The sequence below is a fragment of the Bacteroides sp. ET225 genome (assembly GCF_024733745.1).
GTDB lineage: Bacteria > Bacteroidota > Bacteroidia > Bacteroidales > Bacteroidaceae > Phocaeicola > Phocaeicola excrementipullorum.
Genome location: NZ_JANRHN010000001.1, coordinates 14,347 through 26,571, shown reverse-complemented (window position 1 = coordinate 26,571; position 12,225 = coordinate 14,347). Strand labels below are relative to the sequence as shown.

General features: G+C 49.1%; 10 protein-coding genes, 2 tRNA genes and 2 pseudogenes. 4 read left to right on the top strand and 10 right to left on the bottom strand.

The annotated features are described in order from the left end of the window. Positions 1–67: 67 nt before the first annotated feature. From NW212_RS00130 to NW212_RS00115, 4 genes are all read right to left on the bottom strand, one after another. Positions 68–322, bottom strand: a complete 255-nt coding sequence (locus NW212_RS00130) for a type B 50S ribosomal protein L31 (protein WP_258336643.1) — start codon at positions 320–322, stop codon at positions 68–70. 184 nt (positions 323–506) lie between these two features. After that, entirely contained in the window at positions 507–1,445 is a 939-nt protein-coding gene (gene cysK / locus NW212_RS00125) for a cysteine synthase A (RefSeq protein ID WP_258336642.1), read from the bottom strand. Between the two features lie 110 nt (positions 1,446–1,555). Beyond that, positions 1,556–1,631 (bottom strand) — tRNA-Met (locus NW212_RS00120). 31 nt (positions 1,632–1,662) lie between these two features. Beyond that, positions 1,663–1,738, bottom strand: a tRNA-Met gene (locus NW212_RS00115). A gap of 100 nt (positions 1,739–1,838) precedes the next feature. Between NW212_RS00115 and NW212_RS00110 the strand changes: the two genes are divergently transcribed. From NW212_RS00110 to NW212_RS00095, 4 genes are all read left to right on the top strand, one after another. After that, on the top strand, positions 1,839–1,964 hold the full coding sequence (locus NW212_RS00110) for a hypothetical protein (RefSeq protein WP_258336641.1): 126 nt from the start codon (positions 1,839–1,841) through the stop codon (positions 1,962–1,964). A gap of 185 nt (positions 1,965–2,149) precedes the next feature. Then, positions 2,150–2,752 carry a TetR/AcrR family transcriptional regulator gene (locus tag NW212_RS00105; protein ID WP_258336640.1) on the top strand — a complete coding sequence of 201 codons (603 nt, stop codon included), beginning with the start codon at positions 2,150–2,152 and terminating at the stop codon, positions 2,750–2,752. A 24-nt stretch (positions 2,753–2,776) separates the two neighbouring features. Continuing rightward, on the top strand, positions 2,777–3,523 hold the full coding sequence (gene fabG, locus NW212_RS00100) for a 3-oxoacyl-[acyl-carrier-protein] reductase (protein ID WP_258336639.1): 747 nt from the start codon (positions 2,777–2,779) through the stop codon (positions 3,521–3,523). A gap of 93 nt (positions 3,524–3,616) precedes the next feature. Beyond that, positions 3,617–4,297 (top strand): RluA family pseudouridine synthase, encoded by a 681-nt coding sequence (locus NW212_RS00095; protein WP_258336638.1) that lies wholly within the window; start codon positions 3,617–3,619, stop codon positions 4,295–4,297. Positions 4,298–4,685: 388 nt separating this feature from the next. Here NW212_RS00095 and NW212_RS00090 read toward each other — a convergent pair. The 6 genes and pseudogenes from NW212_RS00090 to NW212_RS00070 form a co-directional block, all read right to left on the bottom strand. Then, positions 4,686–5,627 (bottom strand): annotated as a pseudogene (locus tag NW212_RS00090) (sigma-54 interaction domain-containing protein); the annotation flags it as partial. Between the two features lie 117 nt (positions 5,628–5,744). Continuing rightward, a pseudogene (locus NW212_RS15320) lies at positions 5,745–5,981 on the bottom strand (response regulator); the annotation flags it as partial. A 93-nt stretch (positions 5,982–6,074) separates the two neighbouring features. Then, positions 6,075–8,585: a hybrid sensor histidine kinase/response regulator gene (locus tag NW212_RS00085; RefSeq protein WP_258336636.1), complete on the bottom strand. Its 2,511-nt coding sequence runs from the start codon at positions 8,583–8,585 to the stop codon at positions 6,075–6,077. Between the two features lie 2 nt (positions 8,586–8,587). Next, positions 8,588–9,913 (bottom strand): MATE family efflux transporter, encoded by a 1,326-nt coding sequence (locus NW212_RS00080; RefSeq protein ID WP_258336635.1) that lies wholly within the window; start codon positions 9,911–9,913, stop codon positions 8,588–8,590. Continuing rightward, a complete protein-coding gene (locus NW212_RS00075; RefSeq protein WP_258336634.1) occupies positions 9,910–11,148 on the bottom strand; it encodes a pitrilysin family protein in 1,239 nt (412 codons plus the stop codon). The genes NW212_RS00080 and NW212_RS00075 overlap by 4 nt, the downstream gene beginning before the upstream one ends. Before the next feature lie 23 nt (positions 11,149–11,171). Further along, entirely contained in the window at positions 11,172–12,002 is an 831-nt protein-coding gene (locus tag NW212_RS00070) for a peptidylprolyl isomerase (RefSeq protein WP_258336633.1), read from the bottom strand. Positions 12,003–12,225 lie beyond the last annotated feature (223 nt).

The following is a 12,225-nucleotide window of genomic DNA, read 5'->3' as shown; positions in this document are numbered from 1 at the left end:
TGTTCCGTCCGGGCATAAAAAAACAGGCACTCCTTTTCAAGAGTGCCTGTTTTCTTTAAAGGTTTGCTTATTTTTTCTTGTGGTTTGCGTAGCGACTCATGAACTTGTCGACACGTCCTGCAGTGTCTACCAGCTTAGCTTTACCTGTGTAGAACGGATGTGAAGTGCTTGAAATTTCCAACTTGATCAGCGGATAAGTTTCGCCTTCAAATTCAATAGTGTCTTTTGTGGCGCAAGTGGAGCGTGACAAGAACATGTCACCGTTTGACATGTCTTTAAATACTACCGGACGGTAGTTCTCAGGATGAATGCCTTTTTTCATTTTTGTATATGCTTTTATTGTTATTATTTCCTGGTAACACAAAAAACGTGTGCAATGGTCGTTTTCGGGTTGCAAAGATACTGATTCTTTTTGATTTGGAAAAATTTGCAGCTCTTTTTTTGCTGTTCTCCCTGCAATATGTGACCGTTGTGCGTTTATTGCGCACGCTCCCTGCCGTTTGCTGCTATCCTTCCGTGCTGAAAAGTTCAGTAGAAAGGTATCTTTCTCCGGTGTCCGGAAGCAGGGCGATGATATTCTTTCCTTTGTATTCGTCGCTCTTGGCCAGCTGAAGGGCTGCATAAGCGGCCGCACCGGATGAGATGCCTACCAGAAGACCTTCTGTCTTGGCGAGTTCGCGGGCGGTTTGCATGGCGTCTTCGTTTGTAACCCGTATGATCTTGTCCACAACATCCGGGTTGTAGGTTTTGGGAATGAATCCGGCTCCTATTCCCTGGATCTTGTGCGGTCCGGCTTTCCCTCCCGAGAGTACGGGGGAGCTGTCCGGTTCTACGGCCACGATTTCAATATGCGGGTTGAGTTGCTTGAGGGCTTTCCCGGTTCCGCTTACTGTGCCTCCGGTTCCTACGCCCGCTACAAATACGTTAACCTTTCCGTCCGTGTCTTCCCAGATTTCATGAGCCGTTCCGTGTGCGTGGGCTTCCGGATTGGCCGGGTTCTCGAACTGCTGCAGTGTGATGGCTCCCGGGATGGAATTCCGCAGTTCTTCGGCCTTGCGTATGGCTCCTCCCATTCCTTCACTTCCGGGTGTCAGCACGATTTCGGCTCCCAGTGCCTTTAATAGTTTTCTGCGCTCTATGCTCATGGTTTCGGGCATGGTCAGAATGGTTTTGTATCCTTTTACGGAAGCGATCCACGCAAGTCCTACACCAGTGTTTCCGCTTGTGGGTTCAACGATGACGGCTTCCGGAGTCAGTCTGCCTTGTCTTTCGGCGTCTTCAATCATAGCCAGGGCAATGCGGTCTTTTACGCTTCCTCCGGGGTTGAAAAATTCTACTTTGGCGAACAGCGGTGCTTGCGCTCCGTGTTTTTCCGCCAGCCGGTTAAGTTGTACAATTGGGGTATGTCCGATTAAATCGGTCAGTTTAGAGTAAATTCGTGTCATAATGATAAGAGGATTTGATTTGTATTATATGTCTATGACAACAAAGTTACATTATTTTTTGTTTGCGTGAAATAAAAAAAGAGCCTTTGTGAGGCTCTTTCTGCATCTTTTGGTTGCGGAGGCCTGACTCGAACAGACGACCTTTGGGTTATGAGCCCAACGAGCTACCAACTGCTCCACTCCGCGGTGTTAAGTTCTTTTTCCGTTTCCGGACTTTTGGTTGCGGAGGCCTGACTCGAACAGACGACCTTTGGGTTATGAGCCCAACGAGCTACCAACTGCTCCACTCCGCGATATATACTCTTTCTCAAATCCGCTGCAAAGGTACGGCTTCTTTTCTGAAAAAACAAATTTTTTATGCAATATTTTTTCAATGCTTCTTCATAAACGGTTATGGACACCTGTGCAGGGCGTTTTTTTGACATGAAAAGATACGCTGGAATCGTGGGCTTGTCGGGAAGCAAGCTTCATCCTCAGGCTAAAGATGCATGTCTTCAGGCTGGAGATATGTATCTTTAAGTTGGAGATTTGTATCTTCAGCCTGGAGATGAAGAAATAGCCGGCATGCCGTTCCTTGCTTTACGGAAGCGGAAGGATGCGCTTTCGGGTTTCGCCTTTTTTGCCAATTTGCGGTGTCTATATTTGTGTAATAGAAAGAAAAGCACTAATTTTGCTCACATCAATATCATTATGTGCAATAAACAATGACTGTACAGAGAACGAGAGCCCAATTGGTCGATGTCGCCCGTCAGCTTTTTGCGAAAAAAGGAGTTGAAGAGACGACGATGAACGATATTGCTGTGGCCTCAAAGAAAGGGCGGCGGACTTTGTACACTTATTTCAAAAGCAAGGATCAGATTTATCTGGCTGTCGTAGAGTCGGAGCTTGAAGTGCTTTCCACCAAGATGGAACAGGCCGCCGAAAGGCATACGGCCCCCGACGATAAAATCATGGAACTGATAATGACACATCTCGAGGCCATCAAAATGGTCGTTTACCGTAACGGAACGTTGAAGGCAAGCTTCTTCAGGGATATCTGGAAGGTTGAGGCTGTAAGGAAGGAGTTCGACCATAAAGAAATCCTTCTTTTCCAGAAGGTGCTTCAGGACGGGAAGGATGCCGGTTATTTTGATCTCGACAATGTGGATATCATGGCCGATATCCTGCATTATTGTATAAAAGGTATTGAAGTGCCGTATATCCGCGGGCAAATCGCCGACGATCTGGATGATGAAATCGGGTGGCGCTATGTGTCGAAGATCGTTTTCGGCGCATTGGGCTGCAAGAACAGACGCGACAACTTATAGTTTAATTTTTAATATAAAAAGAAAATGGGATTATTAACTGGAAAAACAGCTATCATTACGGGTGCTGCCCGTGGTATCGGTAAGGCCATTGCCTTGAAGTTTGCTTCTGAAGGAGCCAACATAGCGTTTACAGACTTGGTAATTGATGAAAACGGTCAGAATACAGAAAAGGAAATCGCCGCTTATGGCGTGAAGGTGAAGGGATATGCTTCGAACGCCGCAAGTTTTGAAGAAACCGCCAAGGTTGTGGAGCAGATCCACAGCGACTTCGGCTCGATTGACATTCTGGTGAACAATGCCGGAATCACGAAAGACGGCCTGATGATGCGCATGAGTGAAGGACAATGGGATGCGGTTATTGCCGTAAACCTGAAGTCGGCCTTCAACTTTATCCATGCCTGCACGCCAATCATGATGCGTCAGAGAAGCGGAAACATCATCAATATGGCTTCTGTGGTAGGCGTACACGGCAATGCCGGACAGTGCAACTATTCGGCTTCAAAGGCCGGACTGATTGCGCTGGCAAAATCTATCGCTCAGGAGTTGGGCTCACGCGGCATCCGCGCAAACGCCATCGCTCCGGGATTTATTATCACCGACATGACTGCGCAGCTTTCTGACGAAGTGAAGGCTGAATGGAACAAGCGGATTCCGTTGCGCCGCGGCGGTACGCCGGAAGATGTGGCCAACATCGCATTGTTCCTGGCATCCGACTTGTCTTCTTATGTATCAGGACAGGTTATTCAGGTTGACGGTGGCATGAATATGTAATTTTTGAGAACATTTGTTTGATGTAGGGACGCAGAAACGCAGGGACCGGATCTCTGCGTCTTTGCGTCTTCTGCGTTTATATGCGAAGTATTTATGGAAGTTGTTTACGAAGACAATCATATCATTGTAGTCAACAAGACTGTGTCTGAAATCGTTCAGGGCGATAAGACGGGGGACACGCCGCTCTCTGAAACAGTCAAGCAGTATCTTAAGGAGAAGTATGCCAAGCCCGGCAATGTGTTTCTGGGTGTGGTGCATCGCCTGGACAGGCCGGTGAGCGGACTTGTGATGTTTGCCAAGACGGGAAAGGCGCTGGAGCGGCTGAATGAGATGTTCCGGAAAGGAGAGGTGAAAAAGACCTACTGGGCCATTGTCCGCCAGCGTCCGGAGCTGGAAGAAGCTGAGCTGGTCAATTATCTGGTGCGCAATGAGAAGCAGAACAAGTCGTATGCCTATGACAAGGAAGTGAAGAATGCCAAGAAAGCTGTGCTTCATTATCGTCTGATAGGCTGTTCGCAGAATTATTTCTTGCTGGAAGTTGACCTGAAGACAGGCAGGCATCACCAGATCCGTTGCCAGTTGGCGAAAATGGGCTGTCCCATCAAGGGTGACTTGAAGTATGGTTTTCCCCGTTCGAACCCGGACGGCGGCATATCGCTGCATGCGCGCAGGGTGAGATTTGTGCATCCGGTTTCGAAGGCGCTTATTGATTTGACGGCTCCTCTTCCCGATGACGGGCTTTGGCGGTGCTTCGAAGGGATCGGTCTGGAATGACGAAAGGAGAAGGCTTCACAGCGTTCTCCTCTCTTTAACACATAGGCATCTTCATTTATAAGAGATTATAGCTTAAAGCTTAAATTCTCTCAATTCTTAAATGGGGTTGGGTTTAAAATCTAGTTCTAATCTTTTTTGTGTACTGTTTTGTTTTTAATTTCCGTATATATGATTTAATGCAATCTCCGTGCCAAAGCGTGCCATCCTTTTGCTTTATTTGGCAACGGATATCTTATTTTCTATTTATCGTCTTGTTATTCAACTTGTAATTGTTTCCTTTATTTAGTAATAACAAGCGAAGTGTCCGAATTGTTTGCACTGGCATGGTCGTTTTTTTGTGGATAATTTGTGGAATCCTCAATTGGCTGTTGTGGAAATATTCCACACTTTATTGTGGAATGTTATACAGTTTCAGCTTGTTGTATAATGTCTTCCGGTCAATGCCCAGAAGTATGGCCGCTTTGCTCTTGTTGTTGTTGGTGTGCTGGAGTGCCTGAAGAATCCGTTGCTTTTCATGTTCTTCGTTGTGAAGAAGAAGCGGTTCGTCGGCACATGCAGGAATATCTGTCAGGCCTGCATTGTTAAAATCTTCTCCCAAATCCCTCGGTGAGATGAATTCGCCTTGTGCCACGAGGGTCGCTCGCTTTACCGTGTTCTTCAGCTGTCGCAGGTTTCCCGGCCATGGGTAGTTCTGCAATGCCTCGCAAGCTTCCTGGTCGAACCCGATGAGGTTTCGGTCAAGCTCTTTGTTGGCTTGGTCGAGGAAGAAATTGGCGAATAGCAGAATGTCGTCTTTCCGTTCTTTCAGCGAAGGCATGTACAATGTGAACTCGTTGATGCGATGGTATAAGTCTTCGCGGAAGTTTCCTTTGGCGATGGCTTCTTTCAGGTTTTCGTTGGTTGCGCTGATAAGCCGCACGTCTACTTCAATCTCCTTGCTGGAACCGATGCGCCGGATACGTCTTTCTTGAAGAGCACGCAGCAGCTGTACCTGCACTTCATAGCTCAGGTTTCCTATTTCGTCCAGAAAAAGTGTTCCTCCGTTTGCCTCTTCAAACGCCCCGACCTTATCGTTGAAAGCTCCGGTAAAAGAACCTTTGACGTGTCCGAAAAACTCTGATGCTGCCAGGTCTTTGGGAATCGATCCGCAGTCGATGGCAATGAAAGGCTTGCCGGCACGCTTGCTGAGCCTGTGAATGCGATGTGCCACATACTCTTTGCCTGTGCCGCTTGCACCGTTTATCAGCACTGACATCTGTGTGGGTGCTACCAGATTGACGTAGTTATATAATTGGTGCGCAGCCTCGCTTTCTCCTTCCAGAAAGTTCTGTTGGGAGATTCCAGCCTCTTCTTCTTCGGCTGAGGCATGTTCTGTATTGATTGCTTCTTTTATTTTCTTCAGGAGTTCATCCGGCTGTACAGGCTTGGAGATATAGTCGGTTGCTCCTTCCTTTATGGCTTTCACTGCGCTTTGAATTTCGGCATACCCGGTCATGATGATGAACGGAACCTGGTTGCTTTGTTCGCGCAGCCATGACAGCAGCGTCATCCCGTCCTTGTCCGGAAGCCGCAGATCGGAAAGTATAAGGTCGAAGGGCTGTTCTGCAAGCAGTTTGCGGGCACGCGCCTGCGTGCTTGCAGTTTCTACTTCAAACCCCTTCTTTTTAAGCCATGTCTTCAGCATGGTCGAAAAAGTCAGATCGTCTTCCACAATCAATAAAGATGAAGCCATATATGTGTCAGTTGTTTCTTTCTACAAAGATAGCGATTTTTCTTTTCAATCAATCTGTCCTGTTGCATTTTCAGCTTTGTTCAGCGCGTTTTGCGCCTGTTCGATGACGAGATGCACGGCTTTGTCCGCTTCGGGCGTGTATTTTGTTTCCCCCCGTTTGCGCTCGAGCCACTGCAATGCCGGGACCGCTTCTTTCGCTTCGATCATGATGAATGTAGGCAGCATCTTGTGTGCGATGGCGCATGCTTGTTCCATGTTCTCTTCTTTTGCGGCCTGAGCCAGTTTCTGGATACTTTGTTCCGTTTCATTGATAAATGTGCTCATGATTTCAAGTGCGGCTTTTGGGTCGTTCTCTGAGAATGCAGTGAGCGGAGCAAAATTGAATTCATTCTTTCCGGCAGATGTTTGGAAATGTTCCGGGCAGGGGGAGGCGTTGTCTGCCGTTTCGTCTTTTGAGAGCGTCTTTTTCAATGTCAGCATCAGGTCTTGCCGGCTGAATGGCTTTTGAAGCATTCCTGCAAAGCCTTTTGCCTGAAAGTCGGATTCATTCATGTCCCCTCGGGCGGTGATGGCAATGACTGGAATCGTTTTCGCTTGCGCAACATTTAAGTTTCTGATGCGTTGCAGCAGTTCAATGCCGTTCATTGCCGGCATCTGCAGGTCGGTGAAAACCAGATCGAACTGCTCTGACAGCAGCAGGCTGAACACTTCTTCCGGCTGTTCGCAGCAGCATATGTCGGGGCTGCTTCCTTGGTGGTTGTCAAGGATACTTGTCAGCATGGCTTCTGTCAGGTTCATCTGTATGCGGTCGTCGTCTATGAGGAGAATGTGCAGTTGTTTCTTATGGATGTTTTCTTGTCGGGAGTCTGTTTTTTCGGCCGCGTCATGCGTTTCGGTTTGCCGCATCGGTATCTCAACCCGGAAGGTGCTGCCTTTTCCGGGGGCACTGCTGACTGATATTTCTCCTCCGAGCAGCTCTGTCAGTTTGCGTGTGATGGAGAGCCCTAATCCGAACCCTTCCTGTCCTTGTGCGCTGCGCAGCCGGGTAAATTCCTGAAAGATGCGCTGCTGTTCCTGTTCCGTCATTCCGCATCCTGTATCAGTGACGCTGAATGTGAACACCTCTTTGCTGTAGTCAGCGTTGAGGGTGATTTCTCCCGTTGCCGTGAATTTCAAGGCATTAGAAAGCAGGTTTTCCGCTATCTGGCGGATGCGGAACGGATCCCCTTCCAGGGTGAGCGAAGGGTTGAATCTTATATTCAGGTTAAGTTTCAGGCCCTTTTTCTCGGCGAGAAGCAGGAAGCCGTTATGAATGTGCGCAAATAGTTCGTTCGGGTTGAATGCGATGCGCTGTACATCCATTTTGCCCGCTTCCAGCCGGTGATAGTCGAGCAGTGAAGTCACCAGGTCCAGCAGATGTTTGGCCGAACTCTTCATGTTGTTCAGGTAAAAAAGCTGTCTTTTGTCTTTGACGAGGCGCACCAGCAGATCAATGTAACCGATGATTGACCCTGCCGGAGCCTTGATATCGTGCGTAATGGTAAGCATCAGCTTTTCGCGCGCGACAAGCAGGTTTTCAGCGTAAAGCTTGGCTTTTTCCAGTTCTTTCCGGTAATGATTCCCCCGGGCGATGTCTTTAGCGATTACGATAGAGAATATGAGTACCATGGCGATGGCTGCGATGGCTATGTTTGCCATGGTGCGTGCCGCTTTCTGCCGGATTTCCCTTTCTTGTGTCAGGCGCGCTTTGTAGGCAGTCTGCTCGTCAGTTTCAATGTTTTCCAGCAACTGGTTTACCCGCTGGCTCAGGTTGTTTCCGGCCATTCGCAGGCGTTCGAGGCGCGCGTTCAGCATGCGTGTCTGCTTTTGTTTTGTCTGGAACACTTTATGCTGGATTCCTGCCAGCATGTTCGTGATTGTGTCTACCGGGCTGTATACTTCGTTGAGCGTATCGGTGTATTCTTCTTGTATGACGTTGTTGACCAGTGTCGAATCTTCTTTGGGAGCAAACACGTCGGCCAGTCTTTTGAAAAAACCCTTCTTCTTGTGCCGGATTGTATATGAGTTGTGATGCGTCACAACCTTCCTGCGTATGTGCGGGGCGTTGAGAAGGGAATCCTGCGAGGCGATCAGGCTGTCGAGCTCCTGCTGGTAGAGGGCATCGGTGGGGTTGTCCTGCATGGCTTCGATAACGGCAAACATGTTCCACTGCTTGCTTTTCAGCAGCGTTCGAACCGTATCCAGGCGTGCCAGCTGGATCGTGTCGGTGAGCATAGCCTCCAGCGAGTCGATCGAGGCGTTGACCTCTTTCATCTTTTTTATATAGTTGGAGTATTCTCCCAGTTTGCCGATGCGCAATGTTTGTCCGGTTATCTCCGCATCATACAGCTTGCTGATGATGCGGTGTGTGATGTGCCTCCGGTTATTGATGTTTTCTTCCACTCCGGTCGGTTCGGCCAGCAGGCTCATCTGCTGGAATGTATATACAATGGCTCCGAACAGCAAGCCGATCAGAACAATATATCCGACGATGATTTTAGTGGAAGTGGAGAACATGGCTATATCATTTTTCTTGTTTTATACCGGAAGCGGAGATAATACATGATGCCGGCGCTGGTCAGTCCGAAAGGAAATGCTGCCCATATGCCTGTTACTCCCCAATTGAAGACGAAGCCGAACAGATAGCCTGCCGGAAGGGATATGAGGAAATAGGCGATAAAGGAGAAAAGCATGATCAGCCGGACATCTGCTATTCCCCGGAGCGCGTTGGCGAAATTTATCTGCAGCCCGTCGCCGAACTGGTAAAGGAGGAAGGGAACGATGGTTTGCGCTACCATCAGGCTGACCGCTTCGTTGTCGGTGAACCATCCGCCGATATGGTGGCGGAGCAAGAAGATGGGAACGGAAGTGCAGACGACCATCATCAGTATCAGGTGAAAGCCGACATTGGCTGTCCGGCACACATTTCCTATATCCTTCTGCCCGTAGAAGTTGCTTATGCGGACCGAAACGGCGGCTCCCATGCCATAATAAATCATGAAGCAGATCTGCGATACGGCAATCATGATCTGGTACGAGGCCAGCGCAGTGCTTCCCAGCCATCCTATCATGATGGCGCTGAGGCTGAACGAAGCCGTTTCCATCCCCATTTGTCCGGCGATGGGCCATCCCAGGCGGTTGAGCAGGCTGAAATCTTTTTTGTTGATGCGTCCTGTGCGAAAACCTTGGCGGAATATTCTGTAGCGTGAAGTGCCGAAGAAAAGCATCAGGTAAACGATAACCATGAGTATGCGGGACACAAGTGTGGAGATTCCGGCTCCGGTCAGTCCCAGTTCCGGAAAGCCGAGCTTTCCATAGATAAGGATGTAGTTGCCTATGATGTTGAGCAGGTTTCCGCCAAGCAGAATCCACATGGATACTTTTGTGTCGGTAATGCCGTCGGAGAACTGTTTGAATGCATTGAACCAGAGTACAAAAGGCAGGGAGGCGAGGAGCACCAGAAAATAAGGCCTCATGAAAGGAAGCAGCTCTTCCGGCTGTCCGAGATTGGCCAGATTGAAATAAAGGGCAGCCATGGCCAGACAGACGATGACGGCAAGCAGGGTGTTGGCTGCCAAGCTGTTCTTCAGTGCTCGTCCCACTCCGTCAATCCGCTTCTGCCCGAACAGGCTTCCCACAACCGGAGTCAGTCCGTAAGAAAAGCCGGTGCAGAAAATGATGGCCAGATTGAACATGTTGTTGACAAAGCTTGCTGCGGCAAGCCCTTCCGTGCTGTGGTGTCCGATCATCAGCGTATCGGCAAATCCCAGCACAATCACTCCGATCTGTCCGATGATGATGGGCAAACCCAGTTTGAGCAATGAGCAATAGTGGTTGAGTTTCATTCGGCTGCTTTATAATATAGGACAGAACAGTTTTCAGCGACGAAGCATCGGGACGCCACATGCTGTATCTGCGATGCGGTGACCGAACGGTATTTTTTCACTTCGTCATTTATGTCTTCGGCCTTCCCGATCAGTTCGAAAAAAGCCAGATTGTTGGCCACGTTCAGATAGTTCATGTTGCTGAATATCTGTTCACTTTCGTAGCGGTTTTTCACCTTTTCGAGTTCATGGTCGTCTACCGGAACGGTTTTCATCCGTTCAAGTTCCTCCCAGATAGCTTGTTCGGCTTGTTCCAGCGTGATTCCCTGTGCCGGTTTTCCGGTAATCTGCAGCAGGCCGTCGTCTATGCTTCCGGAGATGTAGGCGTCTATTCCGGTGAACAGTTTCTGCTCCTGGATCAGCGAGCGCACAAACCGCGATGAGCGTCCGTTGGACAGCACATCGGTGATCATGTCGTATGCGTAGTAGTCCGGATGCTTGCGGTTGCACATGTGGAACGCCATGTAGATGGCGTTTACCGGAACTTTCCGTTCTACCGTTTTTCTGCGGATTGCCGTCTGCTTCTCTTCTTTGGGAAGTTGGCGGGCCGGGATATCGCGTTTCGGTATGGGGCCGAACCATTTTTCCGCCAGCTGCAAGGTCTTTTCGAACGAGATATGCCCCGTTACGGCCAGAATGGCATTGTTCGGTGCATAATAATGATAGAAGAACTCCCTCACTTCATCGAGCGTGGCATTTGCAATGTGGTTGATTTCCTTCCCGATGGTGGGCCAGCGGTAGGGGTGCTGCTTGTATGCCAGTTCTCTCATCAGATGCGAAACATCTCCATACGGCTGGTTGAGGTTGCGCTGCTTGAACTCTTCGATGACTACCTGTCGCTGCACGTCCAGACTTTTGGGATTGAAGTCGAGGCTGAGCATGCGGTCGCTCTCCAGCCAGAATCCGGTTTCCACATTCTGGTGCGGGAGCGTGATGTAGTAGTTGGTGATGTCGTTGTTGGTCCATGCGTTGTTCTCTCCTCCTGCGTTCTGTACCGGCGTGTCATAGTCGGGCACATTGATTGAACCGCCGAACATGAGGTGCTCGAACAGGTGTGCGAATCCCGTATGTTCGGGGTCTTCATCGCGCGCTCCTACATTGTACAGCAGGTTCAGCGCTACCATCTGGGTTGATTTGTCCTCGTGGTGTACGATGCGCAGTCCGTTATCCAGCGTATGATGGTTTACTTCTATCATTTTTATTCCGTTCCTCTACAATATTATTCCTCTACCGTTGCCTTCAGAATGCGGATGTTTTCTTCCGGACGGTCTTTCCGGTTTGTTTTCACCTTCTGGATGCGGTCGATTACATCCATTCCGTCTACAACTTCACCGAATACGGTATATTCGCCGTCCAGGTGCGGCGCACCTCCGACTGTCGTATAAGCCTGAATCTGTTCGGGAGTGAATCTTACGGGTTCTTCCTTTTCCATAACCTTGTATGCTTCTTCCTCCAGCTTGTTCTGCAGTTCCATCAGTCCGTCGTTGTCACCGGCGCGGCGCATCTTGTAGATTTCCTTGATGTGTTTTTGAGCCAGTGAGTTGAAGATGTTTGTCAGCCGTGCGTCTTTCATGCGTTGCTCCACGTCCAGCAGCTGCTCTTCGTTGAACACCTGCCCCGTCACGATATAGAACTGGCATCCGGACGATTCTTTCTTCGGGTTCACTTCGTCCCCCTTGCGTGCGGCCGCCAAAGCTCCCTTCTTGTGAATGAACTTCGGATTGAATTCGGCCGGGATGGTATAGCCTACGTCGCCGCTTCCCAATGATGCGGTGTCCGAGGCCGTTTTGCTTTCCGGATCTCCTGCCTGTATCATGAAGTTTTTGATGACGCGGTGGAAAAGCGTATTGTCGTACATGCCCTCTTTCACCAGCTTGATGAAATTGTCGCGGTGTCTGGGCGTTTCGTCATACAGCTTTACGGTGATACTTCCCATTGTGGTTTCCAGACGTACAGTAGTTTCTTCCATATTGTTTTTCTTTTTGTGGCCGGAGCATGCCATAAGTCCGCATGTCATGGCCAGCGTTAATAGAATAAATAGTTTTCTCATGTTCGGGGCGATTGATTTTGCAAAGGTATAAAAAAGGTGGAGATGGGGAAAATTTCCTGATGTGGAAAAAATGTGCCGGATGATGTTTGTTCCGATTCTTTTTAAGTCGCTCGCAGCATTTGCACGGTTTGTGCGCCTGTCTTTTTATCTGTTCTGCCGCATCTTTTTGGTCTTTTGCCGCTTGCTTTCTGTAAACCGTATTGTGGTTTATATGTTCCGCATT

Bases quoted from the DNA above. Each gene is read 5' to 3' on its own strand.
- NW212_RS00080 (WP_258336635.1), bottom strand. From the start codon at position 9,913: ATGAAACTCAACCACTATTGCTCATTGCTCAAACTGGGTTTGCCCATC.
- NW212_RS00095 (WP_258336638.1), top strand. From the start codon at position 3,617: ATGGAAGTTGTTTACGAAGACAATCATATCATTGTAGTCAACAAGACT.
- NW212_RS00110 (WP_258336641.1), top strand. From the start codon at position 1,839: ATGGACACCTGTGCAGGGCGTTTTTTTGACATGAAAAGATACGCTGGA.
- NW212_RS00130 (WP_258336643.1), bottom strand. From the start codon at position 322: ATGAAAAAAGGCATTCATCCTGAGAACTACCGTCCGGTAGTATTTAAA.
- NW212_RS00070 (WP_258336633.1), bottom strand. From the start codon at position 12,002: ATGAGAAAACTATTTATTCTATTAACGCTGGCCATGACATGCGGACTT.
- NW212_RS00105 (WP_258336640.1), top strand. From the start codon at position 2,150: ATGACTGTACAGAGAACGAGAGCCCAATTGGTCGATGTCGCCCGTCAG.
- cysK (WP_258336642.1), bottom strand. From the start codon at position 1,445: ATGACACGAATTTACTCTAAACTGACCGATTTAATCGGACATACCCCA.
- NW212_RS00075 (WP_258336634.1), bottom strand. From the start codon at position 11,148: ATGATAGAAGTAAACCATCATACGCTGGATAACGGACTGCGCATCGTA.
- NW212_RS00085 (WP_258336636.1), bottom strand. From the start codon at position 8,585: ATGTTCTCCACTTCCACTAAAATCATCGTCGGATATATTGTTCTGATC.
- fabG (WP_258336639.1), top strand. From the start codon at position 2,777: ATGGGATTATTAACTGGAAAAACAGCTATCATTACGGGTGCTGCCCGT.